Below are 26,175 nucleotides of genomic sequence, written 5' to 3' on the forward strand. Positions count from 1 at the left end.
GATTGAGCCGGCGTGGAGGACGACGTTCGTCGCTCGCGTGATTGTTATGATCATTCAATGGTTTTGTTCTGGCAATGCCGCGGACCCCGCCGTTAGCGACGCAGCCATCTTGCCCGCATCCCCTCGTACGAGCGTCCCGCCTGAGTCAGTCGGCTGGACAACCCGCTGACGTGCACGATTTCCTTGCGAAGGCGCGGATGAATGCAGGCGAGGCCGAGAATAAGAAACGCGCCTGGCAGCATCAAAACGCCCACGAGTATTGAGCTTCTCAACATATCGCCTCCTGAAGCTGATTGGATTCACCATGGATCGAGCATAAGGTTCGTGGCCCATGGCGGATTGATGTGTGTCAAGGCCACGGGTGGGCCCGCGGGATCGAATGCGACGGGTGCGTCGTCATGCTTGCGTTCCGGCCTCGCGAGCCGCCGGGTTGCGTCACGTCACACCATGCGAGGAACAGGCGAGCCACAATGCAGGCATCGGGCCGCATTCGCTGGAATCGCGGTGCTGTTTTTTGGCGACGCTCCACCCTTTGTACGGTGACAGGGCATGAAACATTTCGATGTATTCAATGGCGATGCCGACGGAATCTGCGCACTGCATCAGCTGCGCCTGGCGAAGCCAATGAATTCCTTGCTGATCACGGGCGTCAAGCGCGACGTCGAACTGCTCGCCCGCGTTCCGGTCGGGCCCGGCATAGCCGTGACCGTGCTCGACATTTCTCTGGACTCCAATCGGGCCGCGCTGCTCGCATTGCTTCGACAGGGGGCCGAAGTCGAGTACTTCGATCATCACTTTTGCGGGGTCGTTCCTGACGATCCCCACCTGAAGCCACACATCGACACGGCTCCAGAAATTTGCACGAGCCTGCTCGTGGATCGTCATGTGGGGGGGCAACACCGCCTTTGGGCGATCGTCGGCGCTTATGGCGACAACCTCTCGCACGCGGCCGGCAAACTTGCCGCGAGTTGTGCGCTTCGACCCGAGCAAGCCGACCAGTTGCGCGAGCTGGGAGAGTCGATCAATTACAACGCCTATGGAGAGAGTGAGGCAGATCTGCTGATCCCGCCAGCCAGGCTTTACGAAACGTTGCAGCCTTATTCCGACCCGTTCGACTTTGCGGCAAGCGAACCGATTGCGCGCACGCTCTGTGAAGCGCGACGCCGGGATATGGAACGGGCCCTGAGATTGCGGCCCGACTGCGCGACGGCAGGCGGCGCCCTCTATGTGCTGCCCAACGAAGCGTGGGCACAACGGGTGCGCGGCGTGTTCGGCAATTTTCTGGCGACGAGCGCGCCGTATCGTGCTCACGCCGTGCTGAGCCAGAGCGCTCAGGGGGACTACACCGTCAGCGTGCGCGCGCCGCTTGCCAATCCCTACGGCGCGGGCGACCTGTGCCGGCAGTTCGCAGGTGGAGGAGGGCGCGAGGCCGCGGCGGGTATCGGCCGGCTTCCGCACGATCGTCTGAGAGAATTTACCGTTGCATTTGAAAAGGCGTTCGGTGATGCGGGGCAGGCTCAGGCCGTTCGGCCATCCATGAAGTGACGTAACCGTGGACGAAGCGGCAAGCCGTTGATGGAGGACCCGTGTGCGGTCTTCCGACTTTTTGCGGAGGCGCTATGCCCTATCATTCCAACGCGGATCTACCGCCGTCAGTGCAAGGCCACTTGCCGGAGCACGCGCAGGATATCTACCGGGCCGCCTTTAATCACGCCTATGCGGCCCATTCGGAGGATGCGCGTTGCGAGGAGATTGCCCATCGGATTGCGTGGGCCGCTGTGAAGCGCTCCTACGTGAAGTACGACGGCACGTGGATTCTGCGGCAGTGAGGCGCGGGACGTTCGTCTCAAGGCGAGGCTTGCTGAGGCAAATGGATCGAGAACCAGGCCGCCGCAAGCCGTGCGACTTCTTCGAGCGTGCCGGGCTCTTCAAACAGATGTGTCGCCGCAGGCACGAGGATCATCTGGTGCTCGCACGCGAGCCGGAGCGCGGCCGCTTCGTTCAATTCGATCACCTGTCTATCCAGAGCGCCGACGATGAGGAGCGCGGGTGCCCGCACACGCGGGAGCGCGTCATCGGCAAGGTCCGGGCGGCCACCACGCGACACGACGGCGCGCACTCGCGCCGGCCGTGCCGCGGCCGCGATCAGCGCGGCCGCGGCACCTGTGCTGGCGCCGAACAGACCGACGTCGAACGCGGCGGTTGCCGGCAGAGCCGCCAGCCAGTCGATCGCGTCAGTCAGGCGGCGCGCGAGGAGTGGGATATCGAAACGGTAGAGACCTGTCTCGACATCCTGATCATTTTCGTCAGCTGTCAACAAGTCGAAGAGCAGGGTCGCCAGCCCGGCCTGCCGCAGCACCGCCGCGACTTCCTGGTTGCGGTGGCTGAAGCGGCTGCTGCCGCTGCCGTGGGCGAACGCGACCACGGCGCGCGATTTTTCGGGCATGGCGAGCATGCCTTGCAGCAGTACATCGCCAGAAGGTATCGATACATCCCGCGTCTGAATCTCGTGCATTGGGCGCCTCCACCTTGCATCGCTGCGGCTAGTTCGCCTGCTCGGGTTCCTCACGCCGGTGCCAGTGAGCCGGCGCTTCGATCGGCTCCAGGGCGCTCGTCTCATCAAGATGAAACACCGCATCGAACTGGTTTGAAATAGACGCCCAGAAATAGTGACTCTCGCGTTCGGTCCGCGGCAGGTAGATCACCCCGATGGCCCGTTCGAGCAAGGCTTCGCGAAGCGGTTCCTCCGCGGCCCCAGCCAGCGGCAGAAAGAATCGGTCCAGCCCGGTGCTGTGAAACAGGTATTCATAGCTGTCGTGCCGCGCGGGGCGCACCCACTTGTGCTCGACTTCGCCGTCCCACTGAGAGGCGGCCGACACGTATCCGGTATAGGTGGTGAAGCCGATCAACAGCGCCTCGGCGCCGACCGTTTCGCGCACCAGCTGACCGAGATTCCACTCGCCGCGCGTATGGGATTCCGTTGCGCGCGCATCGCCCAGGTGCGAATTGTGTGCCCAGACGACGACCCGACCGTGTCCGCCTCGCCGAACCCGATAGCGGGCGAGAGCGGATAGTGTGCGGTGCATGTGCGCGTCACGCAGATTCCAGGTGTTCAGGCGTCGCCCGAACATCGAACGGTAGTAGTTTTCGGCGTCGACGACGACTTCGGCGTTCTGTTGCGCAAAGAACTGTGCGTCGAACGCCGCAAGGCCGTCTTGCGAGAGATGGAGGAGCGCGTCGGCGCGCAGCCGCAGCAGTTGGGCGACTACACCTTCGCGCGCATCGGGCCGGGCGCCGACCGCAGCGGCATACCCATAGGCTTGAGGTTCGCGTACGTGGTCGAGCGCCGCGTAACGCCGGCGCGCCAGCGCGGCCTGCTCGGGATCGATCGGATCGAGATAGCGGATCACCGCATCGGCCGACTGGTACATGCTGTACAGATCCAGTCCATAAACGCCGACCCGTTCTTCGACTGGCAGCGACGCATTGTGGGCGCGCAGCCAGACGATGAAGTCGCGCATTTCACGATTGCGCCACATCCAGGTAGGGAATCGCTGGAAGTCGTCGAGCGCGGTGTTCGCGTCGGCATCGCCTTCGCCTTCGCCTTGCACGAAGCGGTTCACGCGCCAGGTATCGGGCCAGTCGCCTTCGATCGCGACCGCGTCGAAGCCACCTTCGGCAATCAGGCGCCGCGTGATCCGTGCCCGCATCCTGTAAAAGTCCTGCGTGCCGTGAGATGCTTCGCCGAGCAGCACGAACTTGCGATCGCGCGCCATCTCCAGCAAGTCGTCATAGTCGCTGTCGTTGTCATCGAGCCGTTGCGCGAGTTCGCGCACGGCGAGAAAAGGCGTGGCGGGCGTGTGCATTACAGCGTGTCCTGTCGTGGCTGGGCGAGAAGCGCGCGGACTTCAGCGTCGTTCGTCTGCCCGAATAGCTGATAGAACTGGCTGACACCGCCGAAATGACGCGCGAGGTGGATGCAGACCAACTGATCGGCAAGGCCGGCCAGCCGTGTCGCCGTGCTCTCCGGCGCGACCGGCACGGCAACCACGATTCGAGCCGGCTTGCTGGTCCGTAGCGCGTCGATGGCGACGCGGACCGTTGCGCCGGTGGCGATGCCGTCGTCGACGACGATCACCGTTCGTCCCTCGAGGTTCAGCGGTGGACGCTGGCCGCGATATAGCGCTTCTCGCCGCGCCAGTTCGCGGCGTTCGTCGTTGAGCACGGTGACCACTTGCGGCTGGGTGACGCCCGCCATCCGGATCGTCTGCTCGTCGAGATAGAGCGCGCCACCGGAGGCGATCGCGCCCATGGCCAGTTCCGGATAGTGCGGCACGCCCAGCTTGCGCACGATCAATACGTCGAGCGGGACGCGCAACGCCTGCGCGACTTCGTAGCCGACCGGCACGCCACCGCGCGGCAACGCCAGTACGATCACATCGTCGCGTCCCGCGTATTCGCTCAGTTGCCGTGCGAGCATGCGGCCTGCATCGGCGCGATCGCGGAACGGAGGTTCTGAATCAATCCAGTTCGAAATCATGGCATCACCGCTTCAGCCAGTGGTCCGCCTGTCCTGCGAAGATATCCTGCCATTTCCCGTCTCCCTCTGGATCCGCGGCACAGCCGTCCTCGTCACTCACCTGATCGATATCTCGCGGTAGAGCCGTTCAATTTCCCCGCGCTCGCAGAGCGCCGTGCCCGGACCGAGCACAGTCGCCGACGCTGCCGCCATGCCGTAGCGAAACGCTTCGTCGATACCGGCATGTCGATTCAGGGCCCAGATCAGCGCACCGACAAAGCTGTCACCGGCGCCGATCGAACTGGACACTTTCACCGGCAGTCCCGCCGCCCGCCAGCACCGTTCGGCCGTGACCAGCAGCGCGCCTTGCTCGCCGAGCGTCAGAGCGACTATCCGGGCACGCCCGGCGCGCACGAGGTCCTGCGCGGCGTCGATCCATTGCGCTTCTTCGAGCAGCGGCCGGCCGGTGAGATCGCGCAACTCGTTCAAGCTGGGCTTGACGAGCCAGACGCCCGCGTCGAGCGCCGCGACGAGTGCGGGGCCCGAGGTGTCGAGCACGACTCGCGTGTCCTGCGCGGATGCGAGGTGGGCGAGCCGCGCGTAAATATCGACCGGGGCGCCGGGAGGCAGACTGCCACTGAGCACCAGGTAGCGCGGCGGCACGTTCAGCGCATTCATCTCGTCGATGCAGCGTTGCCATTCCAGCGCGGCGAGCGTCGGACCCGGCAGCACGAAGCGATATTCAAGGCCGGTGGATTGCTCGTGGACAGAGAAATTCTCGCGCGTCTCCCCGGCGATCTCGATGCAGACGCCGGTGAACGCTTCGGCGTCCAGCAGCCGTCTGAGCATCTGGCCGGTTGCGCCGCCCGCGAGATAGAAGGCTGAGCAATCTCCGCCAAGACGCTGTATGACGCGCGCGACGTTGATCCCGCCGCCGCCTGGATCGCGCCGGGCGGCGCTGCATCTGAGCTTGCGGGTATCGACCACCCGTTCGATCGATGTCGCGACATCGACGGCGGGGTTGAGCGTTATCGTCACGATTTCCGGCATGATCGGCCCATCTCCTTCGATACGGCGCGGCGTCCGGCTAGGCCGCCGAACCCGCCAACGCGTGTTGCTCGGCGGCGGCCACGCGCCGTTTGACCGCAATGAAGCTATCGGGGCTCACCGACATCGAGTCGATGCCGCATTCGACCAGAAATCCGGCGAACTCGGGATGGTCGCTCGGCGCCTGCCCGCACAGACCGATATGCACGCCGGCCTTGTGCGCCTGATCCACCACGCTCTCGATCATCCATCTGACCGCGTCGTCCTGTTCGTCGAACAGTTCGGCGAGTTCGACCGAATCGCGATCCACGCCCAGGGTCAACTGCGTCAGATCGTTGCTGCCGATGGAGAAGCCATCGAAGCGTTGCGCGAAAGCCTTCGCCAGAATCACGTTGGACGGGATCTCGCACATCACATACACCGCGAGACCTGCTTCCCCGCGTTTCAGGCCGTTTTCCGCCATGACCTCGAGTACGCGGTCGGCTTCTTTCGTCGAACGGCAGAACGGAATCATGACAACCACGTTGTCAAAGCCCATGTCGTTGCGCAGGCGGCGGATAGCCTGGCACTCCAGCGCAAAACCATTGCGATAGCGCGCCGAGTAGTAGCGCGAGGCGCCGCGAAAGCCGAGCATCGGATTTTCTTCCTTCGGCTCGAACTCCGACCCGCCGATCAGATTCGCGTACTCGTTCGTTTTGAAATCGCTCATGCGAACAATCACCGGGTGGGGATATTGAACGGCGGCAATCCGTCCCAACCCCCGCGCGAGCCGGTCCACGAAATACTCCGTGCGCGGTTCGTAGCCGGCGGTCAATTCCGCAATGGTTTTTTTTGCGTCCTCGTCCTTCAGCGTGTCGTAGCGGACAAGGGCCATCGGATGAATCTTGATATGGTTGCTCACCACGAATTCCATGCGCGCGAGACCTACGCCGTCGGCGGGGATGCGCCACCAGCGGAATGCCGCGGCCGGATTGGCGAGGTTCAGCATGATTCTGGTGCGCGTGGCGGGGATGTTGTCGAAGTCGATCTCCTCGACTTCGTAGTCGGCCGTGCCTTCGTACACGAATCCCTCGCGGCCTTCGGCGCACGATACCGTGACGTTCTGCTCATCATGCAGCACGTGGGTCGCATTACCCGCGCCGACGATAGCCGGAAGACCGAGCTCGCGGCTCACAATCGCAGCGTGCGAGGTGCGCCCGCCATGATCAGTGACGATCGCGGCCGCGCGTCGCATGAGGGGCACCCAGTCGGGGTCCGTCGTTCGCGTGACGAGGATCGCTCCGTCGACGAAGCGATCCGCCTCGCGCGGGCTGTCGATCACGCACACCGCGCCGGCCGCAACGGCTTCGCCGATGCTCACGCCGGACACGAGCTTGCGGCCGGTCTTCTTGACGTGATACGTCTTGACGGCACTGGCCTCGCGGCGCGACTCGACAGTTTCCGGCCGGGCCTGGACGATGAAGATTTCATCGGTGCGGCCGTCTTTGGCCCATTCGATGTCCATTGGCTGGCCGTAGTGGTTCTCGATGGCGCACGCCCATCGCGCCAGCGTGAGAATCTCCTGATCACCCAGTACGAACGCCGCGCGCTCAGCCTTCGAGGTCGGCACGTTGCGGGTGGGCCGCTCGCTCTCGTTCGTGTAGATCATCTTCAGACCCTTGCCGCCCCGTTTCTTTTCGATGATGGGCGACAGTTTCGGGTCGGACAGCAGGGGTTTGAACACTTCATACTCGTCGGGATCGACCGTGCCCTGCACGACATTTTCGCCGAGGCCCCAGGCCGCGTTGATCAGGACAATCTTCTCGAAGCCGGTTTCCGTGTCGATGGAGAACATGACGCCGGCCCCGCCGAGGTCCGAGCGCACCATGCGCTGCACGCCGACCGAGAGCGCGACCTTCAGGTGGTCGAAGCCTTTTGCCTGGCGATAGCTGATCGCGCGGTCCGTGAACAGCGATGCATAGCAACGCCTGCAGGCTTCGAGCAACGCGCGTTCGCCCCTCACGTTCAGAAACGTCTCCTGCTGCCCGGCGAAGCTCGCGTCCGGCAGATCTTCGGCGGTCGCGCTCGATCGCACGGCCACGTCCATGTCGGTCAAGCCGGCGCGGCTGTTCAGTTCCGCATAGTTGCGCCGAATGGCTTGAGCCGTGTCGTCGGACCATTCACCTCTCAGGATGGCGCGACGGATGGTCTGCCCGGCTTCGGCCAGAGAGACCTTGCCGTCGGCAAGGTCCGCAAGCGCGGACGAGAGCGTCCCGGTCAAGCCATTCGCTTCGATGAAATGCCGGTAGGCGTGCGCTGTGATGGCGAACCCTGGCGGAACCTTGATGCCGCGCGCCCCGAGATTCGCCACCATTTCACCGAGCGAGGCGTTCTTGCCGCCGACGCGGGGGACATCGCTGCGCCGCAACGACTCGAACCAGACAACGTGCTGATCGTCCATGTGCTTCTCCTTTGCGGCGGCCGGATACGATATGCCGGCAAAGGCCCGTATCTGCCGCGACTGGCAACACGGGCCGCGCCTATCGGCCCTGGCCCGGCGTCAAATCGTCAGGAAGCCCTGAAAGATCCAGGGCAGCTTCAACTGGGAAGAATGGTTCGGCTCGCCGAGCGGGCCGGTGCAGGAGCCGGAGAAGCCAGGACTGCCGTCGGACGAAAACGCCGGCACGAATGAATAGACGTCGTTGATCGTGACCAGAAAGTCGGGGTTGAACCGCGAAGGCGCGTAGATGGAAACGTTCCTGAAAAACTTGAGCGACGGCTCATCGAGCAGTGCGTCGGGCGTCGAAGCAGTCAACGGCTCGGCGGTGTCGTAATGCGCGGGCAACTCGTAGCGAAACTTGCCGTGGCTCACGGTTTCTGGCGGGGTGAAAGTGAGTTGTACGCCGGGATAGCACAAAGCGTAAGCCGGCGGCGCAACAGGTCCTTCCGGTCCGACAAGAAGGGGCGGATAGGCCCATAGGGCGAGCGTCAGCGGGCTCGTCCGCTGAGCGAAATATTCGGCCAGCCAGTTCATGTTGTCTCCTCCTAGGGGCACACGGGTATCGTCGTTCCATCGCTCGCCAGACTCGACAGCGTCGGGTGTTCACGACGTCATGCAAATGCGGATCGAGCCGCGCATTGAACGCGCATTGAAGCGCGCGGTCCGCAGCGCTTCGCCGCGACTGTTTCAGCATAGGTGCGGGGCTTTGCGGTCCGTTGATGTGCATCAACCATGGGGTCACTGCCGTGGCCGAACGCCGCAAGGCAGCGCACGGGACCGGCGTGGTCCGGGCGTGCTTGACTTGAGTCAATCGGGATTCTCCGGCGCGGGACTATGGTTCACGCATCCGTTGCCGGATTCTTTCGCATTCACGGCGCACATCGCCCACCGGGAAGGGCGTGCAACGGCAGGAGATACCGATGAAATCAGATCTCGAACTCAAGCACGACGTGGATCAGGAGTTGCTTTGGGATCCTGCGCTCGATGCCAGAAACATCACCGCCACGGTGCTCAACCGCATCGTCACCCTCGAAGGTTCCGTGAACAGTTGCGCCCAGAAACTCGCTGTGCAGAAAGCCGTGCAGCGGGTAGCCGGCAGTCGCGCGGTCGTGCTCGACCTGGTGGTCCGTGCGCCGTCTCCGTTGAGGCATACCGACGAAGATCTGGCCGCCGCGATCGTGTCGGCGTTGAACTGGCAGGAAGGGCTTCCCGAGGACGCGATCAGCGTGGTGGTGGAGCACGGATGCGTCACCCTGACCGGCGCGGTGGACTACGGCTTCCAGCGCCAGATGGCCGAAGGGCTCGTGACCCGAATGCGCGGGGTCGTGGGCGTGGCCAATCAGATCGAGGTGCGCATCGATCCGGTTGCCGCCGATGTCAGCAAGCAGGTTGCTGAAGCATTGCAACGGCGTTCGCGCCATGAGTCGGACGGTATTTCAGTCGACGTGCACGATGGCGTGGTCCGCTTGACCGGCGTGGTCGACTCGCTGCTCGAGAAGCGGGTGGCATGCGGTGTCGCCTGGGGCACCAAGGGAGTCCGGTGGGTGGTCGACCAGCTGGTCGTCGCGTGAATTGCGGCGGCACAGGTGGCGCGCGCCGGCACTTCTTCATTTGATCTGAATCACCGAGGGCGCGGTGCGCCTTCTCCGCCTGTTCGCAGCGACTGCGACTTTTACGGACTTTTACGATGAGGGGCTCTGAAATGACCACGATACAAGCACGCGTGAAGCGCAAACAGATGCGCCGCGACATGCAGCCGCAAGCCCATATCCACGACAGCTACCGGCCGCGCGGACGAAACGCCGGTGCATCGCGCTGCCCGGACTGCGGCGCGATCTACGACGGCGGCCGCTGGACGTGGCGCGTCTCGGCCGAGCAGATGCATCAGTTGCAATGCCCGGCGTGCAAGCGGATCCACGAGCAGGCGCCAGCCGGAGAAATCACTTTCGACGGCGACTACTTGCTGGACCGCAAAGACGAAGTTCTGGCGCTGCTTCATCACCAGGCGGATGGCGAGAGCAAGGAGCATCCGCTGGAACGCATCATGGATATACAGCAGAACCCGGAGCATATCGTCGTGCAAACCACGGGGCCGCATCTGGTGCGCCGGCTCGGCGCGGCCATGTTGCATGCGCATCAGGGGACGCTGGAGATCAGCTATCGGGATAACGAAGGGCTGCTGCGCGCCCATTGGGCCCGTTCTTCGGTCAAATGACGGGCGAGGCCGGTTTTTTCCCGCAGTCTGGTGATCGACGCAAATGGCGATGAATGAAAAATCCAGTTTCACCGGCGTACTGATACCGCTCGGCGTCATCATGCTGCTGCTGGCGCAGATCTTCCTGTACCGGCAGCCGAGCGAAGCGATCGCGTACAGCGACTTTCACCGGCTGCTGGTCGCCCGGCAACTCGACAATCTGGAGATCGGTTCGGATCAGATTACCGGCAGCGTGCGGATGCCCGGTGCGGCGCCTTTGCTGCCGGCATCCGCGGCCAGCGGGCTCGCCGCCAATGGCGAACCGTGGCGCTTTTCGACCGTGCGGGTGAGCGACGATCATCTGATCGAGGATCTGGCCGCCGCGGACGTCCGCTACACGGGTGTGGCCGACAGGATCGGGTTGGCGGCCGTGCTCGGCTGGATCGTCCCCGTCCTGATGCTTGCGGCCGTCTGGAGCGTGTTCCTGCGAGGCGGCGGTGGCGGCTTGCGCGATTTCAGCGGGATCGGCAAAAGCAAGCCGAGGATCTACGTGGCGCAGGATACCGACGTCACGTTCGACGACATTGCCGGCATTGACGAAGCGAAGGCCGAACTGAAGCAGCTCGTCGAATTTCTGCGTAACGCCGAGCGTTACCGCCGTCTGGGCGGCAAGATTCCCAAAGGGGTCCTGATCGTCGGCGCGCCGGGTACAGGCAAGACCTTGCTGGCCAAGGCCGTGGCGGGGGAGGCGGGCGTGCCGTTCTTTTCGATCAGCGGGTCGGCGTTCGTCGAGATGTTCGTGGGCGTCGGGGCGGCGCGGGTGCGCGACCTGTTCGAGCAGGCACAGAAGAAGGCGCCGTGCATTGTGTTCATCGACGAACTGGATGCGCTGGGCAAAGTGCGCGGCGCCGGTGTGACATCCGGCAACGACGAGCGCGAGCAAACCCTGAATCAACTGCTGGTCGAGATGGACGGATTTCAGCCGAATTCCGGCGTGATCATCCTCGCGGCGACCAATCGTCCGGAAACGCTCGATCCGGCCTTGCTGCGCCCTGGACGCTTCGACCGGCATATCGCCATCGACCGCCCCGACCTCAACGGGCGCCGCCAGATTCTGCTGGTTCATGTGAAGAAAGTGACCTTGGCCGCGGACGTCGATCTGGCCGAAATTGCCTCGCGCACACCCGGTTTCGCCGGAGCCGATCTCGCCAACGTGGTCAACGAGGCGGCCTTGCATGCGGCCGAACTCGACAAAGCCGCGGTCGACATGGCGGACTTCGACGAAGCGATCGACCGGGCAATGACGGGCATGGAGCGCAGAAGCCGCGTGATGAACGAACAGGAAAAGATCACCATCGCCTACCACGAAGCGGGGCACGCGCTGGTCGCGCTGAGCCGCCCGCATTGCGACCCCGTCAAGAAGGTGTCGATCATTCCACGTGGAGTCGCCGCTCTGGGCTATACGCAGCAGGTGCCGACCGAAGACCGCTACGTGTTGCGCAAGAGCGAACTGCTGGACCGGCTTGACGCGTATCTCGGCGGCCGGGTGGCGGAGGAAATCGTCTTCGGCGATGTGTCGACCGGCGCCGAAAACGATCTGGATCGCGCAACGACGCTGGTTCGGCATATGGTGACGCGCTATGGAATGAGCGAACCGTTGGGGCTTTTCACGTTCGACAGCAGTGATCCCGGCCTGGCGTATCCGTCGGCGGCAGGGCGAGGCGAGCGCTTTAGCGAGAGCACCGCGAAGCTGGTCGACGACGAAGTTCGACGCGCCCTCGCCGAGGCGCACGAACGCGTGACGCGCACGCTCGCCGATCGCCGCGAGCAACTGGACCGCATCGCGAGGCGCTTGCTCGAGTGCGAAGTGCTGGACGAGGCCTGTTTGCTGCAGTTGATGGCCGGCGGCGCCGTGCCCGCCACCGCGCCGCAACAAGGCGCGCCGGACGAACCCGGTGTGATGCAAGGGGTGTCTGGTAGCGCGGCGCCCGAGGCGCAGACCGAGGGCAGCTCGTCTCCCGTCGCGCAACACGGCTGACCTGAATCGCGGTGCCCCAAACGACTATCGGCCGCCCGGCGGCTGCAACGTGCGATAAAGCGGCCCGGCACGTCAGCGAATGGAGCGCCAGAAAGCCGCCAGGGCAGGGTGGATGACATCGTGCCATTTCGGCCCGGTGAACAGGTCGTAGTGGTCGCAATTCTCAACCGTCAATCTCTGCCGCATGGCCGACGCAATGCCGCTGCAAAGCGTTTGGGCAGCATGTGTCTGACCCGCTCCGGTGATGTCGTCACGAGCCCCTTCCACGGTGCAGAGCGCCGTCGAAACGATGTCCTGAGGCCGCACGGGGTGCGGGCCCACCTGCCAGTTGCCGCAGGCGAGCGAGCATTCCTGAAAAAAGACCCGGATAGAGTCGAGAAAATAATCCTCGGTCATGTCGAGCACGGCGGCATATTCGTTCAGGCGCCGCCGCGCACTCGCAATCGCGCGCTCATCGCCCGAGCACTGGGCGGCCCAGTAGCTTGATTCGAGTGCCCATTGCCGCTCGGGGTTGGCGGCGACGAACGCCGCGTGCTGGATAAACCCCGGGTAGACGCGCCGGCCCGCACCGGGATGCGGCGGCGGGACCGTGTCGATCGCCATGTTGCGAAACCAGTCGGGTGAATGGGTTCGCGCAAACCTGCCGATCTGCGTCGGGGCGATACGTGCATCGATCGGGCCGCCTGCCAGCGTGATGCTGCGCGCGGGCGCTTCACCCGCGCTCGCCGCGAGCGCGGTTGCCGCGAGCGCGGGGCCGGTTGCCTGACAGACGGCGACGATGTGCAGGGCGGAGCCACCCGCCGCGCGCAAAAACCGCTGGATCACGAGAACATAGTCATCGAGTCCGAATGGCCCGGCGTCTAACGGCACGTCGCGAGCGTTGGCCCAGTCGGTGACATAGACGTCGCTGTCCTGCAGCAGCGCTTCGACCGCTTCGCGCAACATCACCGCGTGGTGGCCCGCCAGCGGTGCGCAGAGAAATATGGCGGGCGTCTCGCCGCCCTGTTCGGGCAGGAGCGCCGCAGCATCCGGCGCGCGGCTGAACTTGCGCAGCGTGCAAAACGGCGTGCGCTCGATCACCTGCTCGACGACGGGAATATCCCGTGCGCCGATTCGTACCGTGGTGATGTCGAAAGGCGGCGGCTCCGTTGGTGGTTGAATCAGGCGATAGAGCCAGTCGTAACCCACCGCGGTGGCTCGCGACTCGCCGGGCTCCGTGCTGCCGCCGACAGCCGGCAGATTCCATGCGCCGAGCATGCGCATCAGGTTGCGCTGCGTTTCCAGCCATGCGTACCACATGCTGCCTCCCTGGGCTTGTCTCGGACCCGTCAATCGATACCGGCGCCGGTTGTCATTGTGCTGGCGAACTCACGCGCGCGTTGCTCGCGATGTCACGCCCGGCCGGGTAAGCGATCCGGAAAAATCCTTCGCATAGCCGGGGATAACGTTGCGCCGGCCAGTTCTCATGGGGTTGACCGGGATCAATGATCCAGGGTTCACAACGAATACTGTTGGTTTGCGGGGCTCGAACGGCTCGCGCCGGGCGGCGTGTGTCGATACTTCCGCTCATCAGCCCAGTCCATGGGGTCATTAGAACAGGGAGAAGGCTCAATGCGCACCCTATGTCTTGGTTTGCTGGCTGTCATCGTCGTGATGGTCTCCGGATGCGGCTACAACGCCATTCAGAGGCAGGACGAGCAGGTCAAGGCAAACTGGTCGGAGGTCGTCAACCAGTACCAGCGTCGCGCCGACCTGGTACCGAACCTCGTGAACACGGTGAAGGGCGTTGCAGGCCAGGAGCGCTCGGTGCTGATCGGCGTCACCGAGGCGCGCGCGCGTGTCGGATCGGTACAGGCAACGCCGGAGCTCCTGAACGACCCGCAGGCGTTCGCCCGTTTCGAGTCGGCTCAGGCGCAATTGTCGAGCTCGCTCGCGCGACTGCTCGTCGTCTCCGAGGCGTACCCGCAGTTGAAGTCGGACGCCAGTTTCCGCGACCTGCAGGCACAACTCGAAGGCACCGAAAACCGCATTGCGGTGGCCCGAAACCGCTATATCAAATCAGTGCAGGACTACAACACGACGGTCCGGTCGTTCCCGTCCAATCTCACGGCCAGTCTGTTCGGCTACAAGGAAAAGCCCAATTTTTCGGTCACGAACGAAGCGGAGATCGCCCGGCCTCCGCAGGTCGATTTCAATACGGCGCCCACGCCGGCAAGCGGAGCGGCCAATTGAACATCCTGAAACTGGCCGGCGCATGGCTGCTGGCGTTGTGCGCATTCCTGCCGCCCGGCGCTCGCGCGCAAGTGCCGGTTCCGGCGCTGACCGCGCATGTCACGGACGTGACGGGCACCCTCGCCGACGCTCAACGCGCTTCGCTCGAACAGACCTTGCAGGCGTTCGAGGCAAAAAAGGGCAGTCAGATTTCCGTGCTCATGGTGCCGACCACCGCGCCCGAAACCATCGAGCAATATTCGCTTCGCGTCGTCGAGCAATGGAAGCTGGGCCGCAAGAACATCGATGATGGCGTGCTGCTGATCATCGCGAAAGACGACCGGACGCTGCGCATCGAAGTCGGCTATGGGCTCGAAGGCGCGCTGACCGACGCAACCAGCAGCCGCATCATCAACGAGACGATCGTCCCCCGGTTCAGGCAGGGCGACTACTACTCCGGCGTCGCCGCCGGCCTCGACAGCATCATGCGGGTCATCGATGGCGAGCCGTTGCCGCCGCCGAACCGGCCTGCCGGCGGCACGGCGCAGCTTGCACACTATTTGCCGGTTCTTTTCGTGCTGACGCTTGTCGCGGGCGGTCTGTTGCGCGTGTTGCTGGGGCGGCTGCCCGGCGCCATCGTGACCGCAGGCGCGGTTGCGGTGGTGGCCTGGATGTTGTCAGGCGCGCTGTTCATCGCCGCCGTCGCCGGCGTGATCGCCTTCGCGTTCACGCTGCTCGGCAGCGGTCTGGGCGCGAACGCGGGCGCTCGCGTGATCGGCGGGCAGCCCGGCAGGTTCGGCGGCGATTCCGGCCGCACCCTCTTCAGGGGCGGTGGCGGCGGATTCGGCGGCGGTGGCGCGTCGGGCAGGTGGTAGCCATGGATCTCGAACGGATCGTCAGACATTTGTTCCTGACCCGCTGGCATGTGAACCGGGCTTTCCCTGTCTCCGTGTTGCGCGCGATCGAACAAGCCGTCCGCGACAGCCATCGCGCGCATATGGGGCAGATCCGCTTTGCCGTCGAAGGCACGCTTCACATCGCGGCGCTATGGGAAGGGATATCGGCGAGAGAACGCGCGATCGACGTTTTTTCTCAATTGCGAGTCTGGGATACCGAGCACAACAATGGGATACTGATCTATCTGCTGCTCGCCGATCATGATGTGGAGATCGTGGCCGACCGGGGCGTGCATGCGAGGGTCAAACCGGGCGAGTGGGAAGCCATCTGCCAGCGAATGGAGGCGGAATTCAAACGTGGTAATTACGAGGCCGGCGTGCTGAGCGGCGTCGGACTGGTGACGGAGCTGCTCAGGCAGCATTTCCCCGCACAAGCGGGAATGGGCGAGGAACTGCCGAGCAAGCCCGCTATTCTCTGACCCGGCGCCCGCGTGCAGCGGCCGGGCGAGGTTTCCTCGAACGAGCGGCCGCCGGGTGGCGTGCGGATAGTCCGTTCGCGCCTCAGGTCGACACGCGCGGGGCTCGAACAGGTACTGAGTGCAGGGAGTGGAAAACGTGAAAGATGCGTACGAGCGGCGTGCATTGCTGCTTCATCTTGGCGATGTGCTGGAGACGGTCAACCGTCTCATGACTTGCAACGCTGACAGGCAGACCGTGCGCGAGGTGGTCGCCGCGAATGATTCGCTCGAGGGCTTGCCGCTGCTGTTGCAGATATCGCCCTCGATGACTACGCGGGACTTCGTCGAGCATGCCTGCGCGGCGTTTGATTCGTGGCCCAAGGCGTTGCTTGAATTGGAACTTGATCGCGAGTACCTCGCGCGTACGGTTCGGGAGGCGCTTTTTGCGGGCAATGCGCAAGGCTGGCAGGCGTACGTCGCGACGCTGCGCGAGGCGGTTGCGTGGTTCGGCACGGGGCTGGAGACCATTGAGGAAATTCAACCTGGCGAGGCCGCCGCGAGTGGCGATACGGATGAGCCGGAGCCTCTCGCCCGCGACGCGCAGATGGCGCGTCCGCATGCCGCCGATATCGAACGCGATGATGGCGACCGGTCACCGGCTTCGCGTGAGAGTGTGGAAAGCGACCCGCGCCTTTATCCGTCGTGGCCCTGGAAATCTGGCGGGTGACGGTCTGATCAGATGATGTTGCGCGCCAGCTTGATTCAGCACAAAGCAGGTCGGGCGACAGCGGGATAAGGTTTGTCTGGGGGTGGGGACCCCCAAGGAGTAGCGTGTTAAGCCCGGCTCGTCCGGGCTTTTTTTTGCCCTCTTTCGTGGGGACGGCGCGATTGTCAGCCTCGCCCTCGACCCCGGTTAGCCTGCGCTGTCGCCCAGTGCTTCGTTTCACGCTGCCCAGACTCGGACTCAGCGCCGACTCTGCTGCGGGCGCTTCGTTCCCTCAACGGGTTGGCGTGACTCAAGCCAGAGCGCATTGACTATGCCGAACGAAAGCGCCACTCCAATCCCCAGAATCCAGCTGAAATACCACATCGTGTGCTCCCAGTCGTTCAGGTCTAGTGATGTGCGCGAAATTGCGCGCCCGTGCCGATCAATACATCGAATGGTGATTTTCTTCGAGCGCGGCGGCGGTCACCTTGCCGCGCATCACGCGATACACCCAGCTCGTGTAGATCAGGATGATCGGCAGGAACACGATCACGGCGATCAGCATGATCTGCAGCGTCATGCGGCTCGAGGTCGAGTCCCAGGCGGTGAGGCTGCTGCGGCCGTCGAGCGAGGAGGGCATGATGAACGGGAACATCGAGAAGCCCGCTGTCAGGATCACGCCGATGATCATCAGCGAGGTTGCGAGAAACGCGCTCTTTTCAAAGCGCGAACGCGCGAGCAGCGCGGCCAGCACGCCGCCCACCACACCCGCGACGGGCGCGGCCGCCATCCACGGATAGGTGGCGTAGTTGGTCAGCCACAGGCCCGGTGCGCCGATCACGCTTTTCAGCAGCGGATTGGCGACCGTGTCGAGCGGCGCCTCGTTGATCAGCTGATAGCCGCCGATCATCGTGGCGATCAGCGCGCCGGCAATCAGGAACAGCACCACGGCCGAGAACGACGCGATGCGCAGCGCCAGCGACGCGCGCGCGGCCACGATATCGTCCGCCTTCATCTTGACGAAGGCGGCGCCATGCGCGGCCAGCATCGACACGCTGACGAGCCCGCACAACACCGCGAACGGGTTGAGCAGCGCGAAGAAGCCGCCGTGGTAGGTCACCCGCAGGTCGGTATCGAACGAGAACGGCACGCCTTGCAGCAGGTTGCCGAACGCGACGCCGAACACCAGCGCCGGCACGAAGCCGCCGGCGAACAGCGCCCAGTCCCACGCGCTGCGCCAGCGCGGGTCCTCACGCTTGCTGCGGTAGTCGAAGCCGACCGGCCGGAAGAACAGCGAGAACAGCACGAGCAGCATGGCGAAGTAGAAACCGGAGAACGAGGCCGCGTACACCAGCGGCCACGCGGCGAACATCGCGCCGCCGGCGGTGATGAGCCAGACCTGGTTGCCTTCCCAGGTCGCGCCCACGGTGTTCACGACGATGCGCCGCTCGGCGTCGGTCTTGCCGATGAACGGCAGCAGAATCGCCGCGCCCATGTCGAAGCCGTCGGTGAGCGCGAAGCCGATCAGCAGTACGCCGATCAGCACCCACCAGATCAGTTTGAGGCTTGCATAATCCATGATGATGTTTCCCTTGAAACCCGGTGGCGGCCAGTCAGGCGAGCGTGTTGGTCGGCAGCGGCTGGTTCAGCGGCCGCTCCGGCGACGGTTGTTCGTGGTGATAGCGGCCCGTGTGCAGCGACGAGGGACCGAGCCGCGCGTACTTGAACATCAGCATGATTTCGATGATGAACAGCACCGTGTAGAACACCACGAAGCCTGCGATACTCAGATACAGGTCGCCCGCGGTCAGGCTCGAGGCCGACAGGTTGGTGGGCAGAATGCCCGCGATGGTCCACGGCTGACGGCCCACCTCGGCGACGATCCAGCCGAATTCAGCCGCGAGCCAGGGCAGCGGAATCGCCCACAGCGCCCAGCGCAGGAACCAGCGACGCTTTTCCAGCAGCAGCGAGCGCTGCGCGCAGAACCAGAACGCCAGCACGAAGGTGGCGAGGAACAGGATGCCGAGGCCCACCATCAGGCGGAACGAGAAGAACACGGGCGCCACGGGCGGGATCGTTTTCTTCGCGGCCTGCGCGATCTGATCCGGCGTGGCGTCGGTGACGTTCGCGGTGAACTGCTTGAGCATCAGGCCATAGCCCAGATCCTGCTTGTGCGCGTCGAAGGCGGCTCTGGCTTCGTCGGTGACGTCGCCCTGTTTCAGCTTCTGCAGCGCGGCGTAGGCCAGCATGCCGTTGCGGATGCGCGCCTCGTTGCGCACCATGAGGTCCTTCAGGCCGACCACGGGTTCGTCGAGCGATCGCGTGGCGATCAGGCCGAGCGCGTAAGGGACCCGGATCGCGTAGTCGGTGCGCTCTTCCTTCTGGTTCGGAATCCCGATGATCGTGAACGGGGCCGGCGCGGGGGCGGTTTCCCATTCGGATTCGATCGCGGCGAGCTTGACCTGCTGGACTTCGCCGGTGCGGTAGCCGGATTCGTCGCCGAGCACGATCACGCACAGCGTGGACGCGAGGCCGAATCCGGCGGCGATCGCGAACGAGCGCAGCGCGAATTCGGTGTCGCGGCGCTTGAGCAGATACCACGACGACACGCCGAGCACGAACATCGAGGCCGTCACATAGCCGGCCGAGACGGTGTGGACGAACTTGACCTGCGCGACCGGATTGAACAGCACGGAGAAGATGCTGTCGAGTTCCATGCGCATGGTCTGGTAGTTGAAGGTGGCGCCGACCGGATTGTTCATCCAGCCGTTGGCCACCAGAATCCACAGCGCCGACAGGTTCGAGCCGAGCGCGACGAGGAAGGTCACGGCCACGTGCTGGACCTTGGAGAGCCGCTTCCAGCCGAAGAAGAACAGCCCGACGAAGGTCGACTCGAGGAAGAACGCCATCAGGCCTTCGACGGCGAGCGGCACGCCGAAGATGTCGCCGACATAATGCGAGTAGTAGGACCAGTTGGTGCCGAACTGGAATTCGAGCGTGAGACCGGTGGTGACGCCCATGGCAAAGTTGATGCCGAAGAGCTTGCCCCAGAACTGGGTCATGTCCTTGTAGATCTGCTTGCCGGTCATCACGTAGACCGACTCCATGATGACGAGCAGCCAGGACAGGCCGAGCGTGAGCGGGACGAACAGGAAGTGATAGAGCGCCGTGATGGCGAACTGGAGGCGCGACAGTTCTACGACTTCGCTAACGGGCATGTTGATCACCTTGGGACGGATGCGAAGCAGGCACGGACAGCAGCGCCTGCGCGACTTGCTCAGGCGGGAGCGACATGTGCTCCGCCTGTGGATGATTGAAGAAGGTGTATTTGAGCGCCATCAGCAGTGCAAATTTGACGGCGAGCACAATGACAATATCCCGCTTGAAAGTGCGCCTGGACACCCAGCCGGCGAGTCGCGCGCGTGGCGCGGGGCGCGGTGGATTCCTGTCGTTGAGCGTGATGGTCATGATCGGTCGATGGACGACTTCGGTCGAATTATGCGATCTGTTCTAACGTATGCGTGACCCGGCAAATGCATGACGCAACGTCCACTGTCGATTAATGCACATGCTCACTGCCATGGCATTAGTCACGGTAATTCACATCTTCACGAAAGAAGGGTTGCTCTCGTTTGAGCGAAGTCAAGAAACCCCGCGCTACGTCGCGGCGATGGATAGAAATCGCTCATCTCGCGTTGAGTGCGTTTGTCGTTCGTGGCCGTTTTTCAACCTTTCCGATCCGTTGCGGTACGTCAAGGGGACTTGAGAAAGTCCGCGTAGTCTCAACCCGGAGTGTGCGCCGAAGCCGACATATCGCATGACATGTGACGGCCGCATCTGTCGGGATCACGCAGTCCATGTAGCCATCCGGAGCGCGGTTCGCCGGATCAAGCCTGCGTCGCTCGAAGCGACCACCGGGCGAATGACAATTTGGGGGCATTGATATGCCGCATCAGTATCGAATTCTGGAAAAAATTGCGTTTTCGATGGTCGTATTGTCGGCCTTTGTCTGCTCGGTATTTATCGCCTACGAAAGATGTCCCGAACTCAGATTCGCCATGCAGGTTGAACAGGACATCCTCGCTTGCAATTCCGGCCACATGCCTATTTGTTCGGGTATGGACTCCGGCTTGCTGGCGGGCGCGCTGACGTACTGAATGGAGAGGTGCTGCAGTGCCCGGCGCACGATACCCACTGCCCGGTATTACCCACTGCACCGCATCCACGCCTGCCAGCATGATGGGCTCCGCGCGCCTTGATTCGAGCGAGTAGCCTGCGGTGCGCAATCTCCGCTTCTCGGCATCAGCAAAGGCAACGGCAACGGCAACGCACTCGCGCCCCGAAAACCCGGCGATTCAGTCGAGCGATTTGCGAAAGCGCAATACGCTTAGCGTGAGCATGAACGCGCCGAGCGCCGCCATTGCGGCGAGTTGCGGCCACAGCACTGCAAAGCCGGTGCCTTTCAGAAAAACCGAGCGCAGCACGACGAGAAAGTAACGCAGTGGGTTGATCAGCGTAATCCATTGGAGGACTTTAGGCATTGCGGCAATAGGAAATGCGAAACCCGACAGAATAAAAAGCGGGTTAATCAGAAAGAAGTTGAGTGCGAATGCCTGTTGCTGTGTGCGCGAGAAGGTGGACAGCAGCAAACCGAGACCGAGTGCGGCGAACAGAAACAGTGATGCGCCGACCAGCATGACGAGCGGGTTGCCGACGAACGGAACCCGAAACCATCCTATACCCACCACCGTCACGAGGGCCACGTCGCCAAGGCCGATCAGAAAGAACGGCACGGTCTTGCCGAGGATAAACTCGACCGGCCTGATCGGACTCACCATGATCTGCTCCAGCGTGCCGATCTCCCGTTCGCGAACCACGGCAAACGCGGTGAGGCTGACCACCTGCATCAGCGTGAGCGTGCCGACCACGCCTGGGATGAAGAACCAGCGATCGTCGATAGTGTCGTTATACCAGGGCCGCTCGCGCAGGGTCACGGCGACTTCAGGCGGCGAGGCGCCCGTATAGTTCGACCACGGGTCGCTCATCTGATCGGTCTGGAACTGCGTGACGATGCGGCTGACATAGCCGAGCGCGATCAGCGCCGTGTTGGAGTTCGTGCCGTCCACGATGACCTGCAGCGGTGCGCTCTGGCCGTTGCGCAGATGCTGCGCGAAGCCCGCATGGATCACGAGCGCCATCGTCGCCTTGTCGCTATCGATGTCATGCGTAATGTCGCGTTCTGTCATCGCGTGATCGACGACATCGAACTTGCCGGTGGCGACGAAATGCGAGGCGAGGTTCCGGCTGGCCTCGCTGCGGTCCAGATCGAGTATGGCGAGGCTCACATGATTGACGGTGAAGGTCGCGGCGTAGCCATAGATGATCACCTGCAGCAGCAGCGGCACGACCAGCCGGAAGATCGCCCACGGGTCGCGCCTGAGTTCGAGGAACTCCTTCATCAACATGACCTGCAGGCGGTCGAACATGATGTGCTAGTCCAGATGTTTGCGGAACGCCCGCGCGGCGAGCCAGATGATGGCCAGCGCATACACGGCCAGCGCGAGAATCGGCATGGCGAGGTCGGCAAGGTTGCTGCCTTTCAGGAACACCGCCCGCAGGATGGTGATGTAGTAGCGAGCGTAGACGAGCAGCGTGGCGAGCTGGATCGGCGCGGGCATCTGGTCGATGGCGAAGGTGTAACCCGACAGCATGCTGGTCGGCAGCATCGTCAGCAGCAGCGCCACCTGGCTGGCGCCGAGCTGGCTGCGAATGTGAACCGACACCAGATAGCCGATGCCCAGCACCACGAGCGTAAACAGCGCGGTGGTGGCGATCAGGGTGCCGACACTGCCGCGCAACGGGACGTGGAACCAGTAAACCGTGCTGAGCAGACAGAATGCGGCATTCACGAGTCCGATCACGAAGTACGGGAGCAGCTTGCCGAGCATGACTTCGAGCGCGGTAACGGGCGTCGAGATGAGTTGCTCCATCGTGCCGCGCTCCCACTCGCGCGAGATGGTCAGCGACGTGAGCTGCGCGCCGACCAGCGCCAGAATGACCGCGACGACGCCGGGGATGATGAAGTTGCGGCTGTCGAGCGTCTCGTTGAACCAGACACGCGGTTCGAGGTCGACCGTCCCGACGGTGTGGGCCCGTATGCCGTGGGTTTGCTGCCAGCGCAACTGAAACTCCGCCGTGACTCGCGCGATGACGTTCTGCGCGTAGCCGATCGCAATGTTGGTCGTATTGGCATCGGTCGCATCGAACACGGTTTGCACCGATGCATTGCCTGTCGTGGTGAAGACGCGGGAAAAATCGACCGGGATGGTGACGACACCCGCACACGTGCCGCGATCCATCGCATCGCGCAGTTCGCGCTCGTTGTCGACATTGCGGACCGCCACGAACCAGCGCGACGACACGAAGTCCTGCACGAGCTCACGGCTGAGCTGGCTGTGTTCCTCGTCGTTGATGCACAGCGGCACGCGCCGGATGTCGAGGCTGACGCCATAGCCGAGCAGCACCATCTGCAACAACGGCATCAGCAGCGCGATGGCGAGACTGCGCGGATCGCGCCAGATCTGCAGCGTTTCCTTGAAAGCCATCGCCAGCAGTCGCCGCAGGCTCATGGTGCGTGCGCTCCCTGGTCCGCGTGGGTGACGAGCTGGACGAACACATCTTCAAGGCTCGCCCGGATCGCCCGCACCGTCGTCAAGGCGATATGCCGTTGCGCAAGACGTTGCTGAAGCACGGTTTCAGGCACGCCCAGGTGCATCAGCACGTGGAGCCTGTCGCCAAAGATCGCGGCGTCGATCACCTCGGGCGCTTCGCGCAGCGCCGCGAGGGCCGCGCCAAGCGGCGCGCACACCACCTCGAACAGGCTGCCTCCGAGATTGTGTTCGCGCAGCTCATTGGGGCTGCCGATCGCAACCAGATGTCCCGCATCGATCAGCGCGATGCGGTGGCAGTATTCCGCTTCGTCCATGTAATGCGTGGACACCAGCACGGTGACGCCGCCCGCGGCAAGGCCGTGAATCAGGTCCCAGAAGCGGCGGCGCGCCTCGGGCTCGACGCCTGAGGTCGGTTCATCGAGAAACAGCACGGGCGGGCGGTGCAGATTCGCGCAGCCGAGTGCGAGCCGCTGCTTCCAGCCGCCCGCGAGCGTGCGCACCAGGATATTTTCACGTCCCTCGAGTCCCGCGGTCGAAATGGCGAGTTGGATACGCTCGGCGATTTCGTGCCGGGGAACCCGGTAGATGCCGCAAAAAAAGCGCAGGTTTTCGTGGCAGGTCAAGTCGCCGTACAGCGAGAACTTCTGCGACATGTAGCCGATGTGCGAGCGTAGCGCCTCGGCCTGGGTGGCGACGTCGAAGCCGGCCACGGATGCGCGCCCGGCACTGGGCGAAAGCAGCCCGCACAGCAGGCGGATGGTGGTCGATTTGCCCGCGCCGTTCGGCCCGATGAAGCCAACCACTTCGCCTCTCGCGATCGACAGGTCGAGCCGGTCGACCGCCGTGAACGAGCCAAACCGCTTGGTCAGGCCGATTGCCTCGACGACGGGCGCAGCGGCGCTCATGTCGGGCTCCCTGAGCCGACGAGCGCGACGAAGACGTCTTCGATGCCCGGCTCGATGGCCGTGATGGTTGCGTGTGCAACGGCACGTCCGGCAAGCCGGGCCTGCAACTCTGGCAGGCGGCGCGCGGCGTCGTCCACGCGCACGTGCACACGGTCGCCCATCAGCAAGGCGCTGAGCACACCGGGCGCGTCCCCCAGCGCGCCGTGTACCGCGCGCGGGTCGGCCGCGGCGATGGCGAACAGGGCCCCGGGCATGGCCTGCTTTAACCGTGCCGGCGTGTCGCACTGGCGGATTTGCCCGGTATGCAGCAGCGCGAGCCGCGAACAGCGTTCGGCTTCGTCCATATATGCAGTGGACAGCACGATAGTGACACCGCTCTCGCGCAGGCTGTACAGGATTGCCCAAAAATCGCGCCGCGACACCGGGTCCACGCCGGTGGTCGGCTCATCCAGCAGCAGCACGCGTGGTGTGTGAATCAACGCGCACACGAGGCCGAGTTTCTGTTTCATGCCGCCCGACAGTTGCCCGGCGAGACGATCCCGGAATGGCACGAGGCCGGCGGCCTCCAGAAGTTCGCCGCTGCGGATTCGATTGGCTTTGCGCGACACCCCGAAGAGTTCGCCGTAGAAGAAAATGTTTTCGGCGACGCTCAGGTCTTCGTACAGACCGAAACGCTGAGGCATATAGCTAAGGGCCGCTTTCGCGCGCTCGGGTGCCGCTATCACGTCGATATTCTCGAGCGAGATCCGACCGGCGTCCGGCCGCAGCACACCCGCCAGCATGCGCATGATGGTGGTCTTGCCGGCGCCGTCTGGGCCGACGAGGCCGAAGATTTCCCCGCGTTCGATATCGAAGCTGACACCACGCACTGCCTGCACCGCCCCGAATCCGCGGACCAGGTCCTGGGCGTGGACGGAGATTGCTGCGGGGGCGGGGTTCATTGCCCGGCCGCCAGCAAGGCGATCGACGCGTCGGCGGGCATGCCCGGCAGCAGTTCATGCGTCGGGTTGTCGATGTCGATGCGGATCCGGTAGACCAGCGTCACGCGTTCGGCGTGCGTCTCGACGGTTTTCGGCGTGAACTCGGCCTGCGGGGAAATGAAGCTGATGCGCCCCTGGTAAGTCTTGCCGGCGTAGGTGTCGGTCGTCACGGTGGCGGGTTCGTTCAGACGGATTTTGCCGATGTCGGGCTCGTTCACATACGCACGCAGCCAGACGTGATCGAGTTCATCGAGCGTGAAGATCGCGACGCCCGGCCCCGCGAGCTGCCCGAGCTCCGCTTCGCGTACTGCGATGACGCCGTTGAACGGCGCGCGCAGCTCGGTATAGGAGAGCGTGATTTCGTCGAGCTCGAGCTTCGCCTCGGCGGCGGCCTGGTTGGCGCGCGCGAGCGCGATGTTGTTGCTCGCGACCTCCACCAGCGCCTTGTCGTGTGCCAGGGTCGTGGCGGATTGCCGCTCGGCGGTATAGGCGAGGTCACGCACCTGGCGCGGAATGGCGTTGCCTTTCACCAGATTCTCCGCGCGCCCCAAATCCAGTTGCTTTTCGCTGAGGTCGAACTGATCGCTCACCACGTTGTGGCGTGCCGCGGCGAGCGTGCTCTCATTGGCGCTGATCTGCGCCGTGGCGACCTGCAGGTTGGTACGGTCGATTTCCGTCTGCTGGCGGTACAGGCGATCGTCGACGCGCGCGAGCACGGTGCCGCGCTCGACATAGGCGCCTTCGTCGAACGGCAGATACACGATCGGCGCCTGGACCTGGGTGACGCTCAGAACGCTTTCGTGAGCCTCGATGTTGCCGGACACCACGATATGGGTCGTATCATGACGGGAGCCGAACAGCACTGGCCAACGCCACGCCACGATGCCGGCCGCCGCAATGGCGACTAGCGCGAGCAGGGCCTGCGTGCGGTGTTTCGATAGGGCCATGTTTTCGGCTCGGTTGAAGCGCTTCCGGATGGAGCATGCGAAACCGGAGGCCGCTCACTTTTCTATGTTGCGTCTGCTGAAGATAGAGCCGTGACCGCTCCGGCCAATTGACTCAAGTCAAGTT

At 63.8% G+C, this 26,175-nt stretch carries 26 protein-coding genes; 10 read left to right on the forward strand and 16 right to left on the reverse strand.

What is annotated here, in order from left to right:
• Window positions 1-549 precede the first annotated feature (549 nt).
• Complete coding sequence (locus CJU94_RS13480) at window positions 550-1,545, forward strand: acetyltransferase (RefSeq protein ID WP_095419098.1); 996 nt, start codon at window positions 550-552, stop codon at window positions 1,543-1,545.
• Window positions 1,546-1,619: 74 nt separating this feature from the next.
• Window positions 1,620-1,829, forward strand: coding sequence for a ChaB family protein (locus CJU94_RS13485; RefSeq protein WP_095419099.1), 210 nt, complete (start codon window positions 1,620-1,622; stop codon window positions 1,827-1,829).
• A 17-nt stretch (window positions 1,830-1,846) separates the two neighbouring features.
• On the opposite strand, the gene CJU94_RS13490 is transcribed toward CJU94_RS13485, so the two are convergent.
• The 6 genes from CJU94_RS13490 to CJU94_RS13515 form a co-directional block, all read right to left on the reverse strand.
• Window positions 1,847-2,506 carry a dienelactone hydrolase family protein gene (locus CJU94_RS13490; protein WP_095420346.1) on the reverse strand — a complete coding sequence of 220 codons (660 nt, stop codon included), beginning with the start codon at window positions 2,504-2,506 and terminating at the stop codon, window positions 1,847-1,849.
• 37 nt (window positions 2,507-2,543) lie between these two features.
• Complete coding sequence (locus CJU94_RS13495) at window positions 2,544-3,866, reverse strand: erythromycin esterase family protein (RefSeq protein WP_095419100.1); 1,323 nt, start codon at window positions 3,864-3,866, stop codon at window positions 2,544-2,546.
• Window positions 3,866-4,540 (reverse strand): phosphoribosyltransferase, encoded by a 675-nt coding sequence (locus CJU94_RS13500; protein ID WP_095419101.1) that lies wholly within the window; start codon window positions 4,538-4,540, stop codon window positions 3,866-3,868. The genes CJU94_RS13495 and CJU94_RS13500 overlap by 1 nt, the downstream gene beginning before the upstream one ends.
• 96 nt (window positions 4,541-4,636) lie before the next feature.
• Window positions 4,637-5,569 (reverse strand): 1-phosphofructokinase family hexose kinase, encoded by a 933-nt coding sequence (locus CJU94_RS13505; protein WP_095419102.1) that lies wholly within the window; start codon window positions 5,567-5,569, stop codon window positions 4,637-4,639.
• A gap of 37 nt (window positions 5,570-5,606) precedes the next feature.
• Window positions 5,607-8,006, reverse strand: coding sequence for a phosphoenolpyruvate synthase (gene ppsA / locus CJU94_RS13510; protein ID WP_095419103.1), 2,400 nt, complete (start codon window positions 8,004-8,006; stop codon window positions 5,607-5,609).
• Between the two features lie 99 nt (window positions 8,007-8,105).
• Window positions 8,106-8,579 (reverse strand): hypothetical protein, encoded by a 474-nt coding sequence (locus CJU94_RS13515; protein ID WP_095419104.1) that lies wholly within the window; start codon window positions 8,577-8,579, stop codon window positions 8,106-8,108.
• A 386-nt stretch (window positions 8,580-8,965) separates the two neighbouring features.
• On the opposite strand from CJU94_RS13515, the gene CJU94_RS13520 reads away from it, so the two are divergent.
• From CJU94_RS13520 to ftsH, 3 genes are all read left to right on the forward strand, one after another.
• The gene (locus CJU94_RS13520) at window positions 8,966-9,616 is read left to right on the forward strand and encodes a BON domain-containing protein (protein ID WP_095419105.1); all 651 of its coding nucleotides are present in this window, start codon (window positions 8,966-8,968) and stop codon (window positions 9,614-9,616) included.
• Window positions 9,617-9,747: 131 nt separating this feature from the next.
• The gene (locus tag CJU94_RS13525; RefSeq protein WP_095419106.1) at window positions 9,748-10,260 is read left to right on the forward strand and encodes a BCAM0308 family protein; all 513 of its coding nucleotides are present in this window, start codon (window positions 9,748-9,750) and stop codon (window positions 10,258-10,260) included.
• Between the two features lie 49 nt (window positions 10,261-10,309).
• Window positions 10,310-12,277 carry an ATP-dependent zinc metalloprotease FtsH gene (gene ftsH / locus CJU94_RS13530; RefSeq protein WP_095420347.1) on the forward strand — a complete coding sequence of 656 codons (1,968 nt, stop codon included), beginning with the start codon at window positions 10,310-10,312 and terminating at the stop codon, window positions 12,275-12,277.
• A gap of 72 nt (window positions 12,278-12,349) precedes the next feature.
• Here ftsH and phaZ read toward each other — a convergent pair whose 3' ends face one another.
• Window positions 12,350-13,576 carry a polyhydroxyalkanoate depolymerase gene (gene phaZ / locus CJU94_RS13535; protein WP_095419107.1) on the reverse strand — a complete coding sequence of 409 codons (1,227 nt, stop codon included), beginning with the start codon at window positions 13,574-13,576 and terminating at the stop codon, window positions 12,350-12,352.
• A 312-nt stretch (window positions 13,577-13,888) separates the two neighbouring features.
• On the opposite strand from phaZ, the gene CJU94_RS13540 reads away from it, so the two are divergent.
• From CJU94_RS13540 to CJU94_RS13555, 4 genes are all read left to right on the forward strand, one after another.
• Window positions 13,889-14,509 (forward strand): LemA family protein, encoded by a 621-nt coding sequence (locus CJU94_RS13540; RefSeq protein WP_095419108.1) that lies wholly within the window; start codon window positions 13,889-13,891, stop codon window positions 14,507-14,509.
• A complete protein-coding gene (locus CJU94_RS13545) occupies window positions 14,506-15,363 on the forward strand; it encodes a TPM domain-containing protein (protein WP_095419109.1) in 858 nt (285 codons plus the stop codon). Before CJU94_RS13540 ends, CJU94_RS13545 begins: the two co-directional genes overlap by 4 nt.
• Before the next feature lie 2 nt (window positions 15,364-15,365).
• Complete coding sequence (locus tag CJU94_RS13550; RefSeq protein WP_095419110.1) at window positions 15,366-15,863, forward strand: TPM domain-containing protein; 498 nt, start codon at window positions 15,366-15,368, stop codon at window positions 15,861-15,863.
• A gap of 136 nt (window positions 15,864-15,999) precedes the next feature.
• A complete protein-coding gene (locus tag CJU94_RS13555) occupies window positions 16,000-16,569 on the forward strand; it encodes a hypothetical protein (RefSeq protein ID WP_095420348.1) in 570 nt (189 codons plus the stop codon).
• A 237-nt stretch (window positions 16,570-16,806) separates the two neighbouring features.
• On the opposite strand, the gene cydX is transcribed toward CJU94_RS13555, so the two are convergent.
• From cydX to cydP, 4 genes are read right to left on the reverse strand one after another with little or no spacing between them, the layout of a single operon-like run.
• Complete coding sequence (gene cydX / locus CJU94_RS13560; RefSeq protein ID WP_095419111.1) at window positions 16,807-16,932, reverse strand: cytochrome bd-I oxidase subunit CydX; 126 nt, start codon at window positions 16,930-16,932, stop codon at window positions 16,807-16,809.
• A 58-nt stretch (window positions 16,933-16,990) separates the two neighbouring features.
• Window positions 16,991-18,127 (reverse strand): cytochrome d ubiquinol oxidase subunit II, encoded by a 1,137-nt coding sequence (cydB, locus tag CJU94_RS13565; protein WP_095419112.1) that lies wholly within the window; start codon window positions 18,125-18,127, stop codon window positions 16,991-16,993.
• Between the two features lie 34 nt (window positions 18,128-18,161).
• Entirely contained in the window at window positions 18,162-19,766 is a 1,605-nt protein-coding gene (locus tag CJU94_RS13570) for a cytochrome ubiquinol oxidase subunit I (protein ID WP_095420349.1), read from the reverse strand.
• Entirely contained in the window at window positions 19,756-20,016 is a 261-nt protein-coding gene (cydP, locus tag CJU94_RS13575) for a cytochrome oxidase putative small subunit CydP (RefSeq protein WP_095419113.1), read from the reverse strand. The genes CJU94_RS13570 and cydP overlap by 11 nt, the downstream gene beginning before the upstream one ends.
• A gap of 476 nt (window positions 20,017-20,492) precedes the next feature.
• Here cydP and CJU94_RS13580 point away from each other — a divergent pair, with 476 nt between their 5' ends.
• Window positions 20,493-20,705: a hypothetical protein gene (locus CJU94_RS13580; RefSeq protein ID WP_095419114.1), complete on the forward strand. Its 213-nt coding sequence runs from the start codon at window positions 20,493-20,495 to the stop codon at window positions 20,703-20,705.
• A 198-nt stretch (window positions 20,706-20,903) separates the two neighbouring features.
• On the opposite strand, the gene CJU94_RS13585 is transcribed toward CJU94_RS13580, so the two are convergent.
• Genes CJU94_RS13585 through CJU94_RS13605 form a run of 5 tightly spaced genes read right to left on the reverse strand, consistent with a single transcriptional unit; the run spans window position 20,904 to window position 26,051 of the window.
• The gene (locus tag CJU94_RS13585; RefSeq protein ID WP_095419115.1) at window positions 20,904-22,034 is read right to left on the reverse strand and encodes an ABC transporter permease; all 1,131 of its coding nucleotides are present in this window, start codon (window positions 22,032-22,034) and stop codon (window positions 20,904-20,906) included.
• Window positions 22,035-22,040: 6 nt separating this feature from the next.
• Window positions 22,041-23,177, reverse strand: coding sequence for an ABC transporter permease (locus CJU94_RS13590; protein WP_095419116.1), 1,137 nt, complete (start codon window positions 23,175-23,177; stop codon window positions 22,041-22,043).
• A complete protein-coding gene (locus CJU94_RS13595) occupies window positions 23,174-24,124 on the reverse strand; it encodes an ABC transporter ATP-binding protein (protein WP_095419117.1) in 951 nt (316 codons plus the stop codon). Before CJU94_RS13595 ends, CJU94_RS13590 begins: the two co-directional genes overlap by 4 nt.
• Window positions 24,121-25,065: an ABC transporter ATP-binding protein gene (locus CJU94_RS13600; protein ID WP_095419118.1), complete on the reverse strand. Its 945-nt coding sequence runs from the start codon at window positions 25,063-25,065 to the stop codon at window positions 24,121-24,123. The genes CJU94_RS13595 and CJU94_RS13600 overlap by 4 nt, the downstream gene beginning before the upstream one ends.
• Complete coding sequence (locus CJU94_RS13605; protein WP_095419119.1) at window positions 25,062-26,051, reverse strand: HlyD family secretion protein; 990 nt, start codon at window positions 26,049-26,051, stop codon at window positions 25,062-25,064. The genes CJU94_RS13600 and CJU94_RS13605 overlap by 4 nt, the downstream gene beginning before the upstream one ends.
• Between the last annotated feature and the right edge of the window lie 124 nt (window positions 26,052-26,175).

It is taken from the genome of Paraburkholderia aromaticivorans, from assembly GCF_002278075.1.
GTDB classification, from domain to species: domain Bacteria; phylum Pseudomonadota; class Gammaproteobacteria; order Burkholderiales; family Burkholderiaceae; genus Paraburkholderia; species Paraburkholderia aromaticivorans.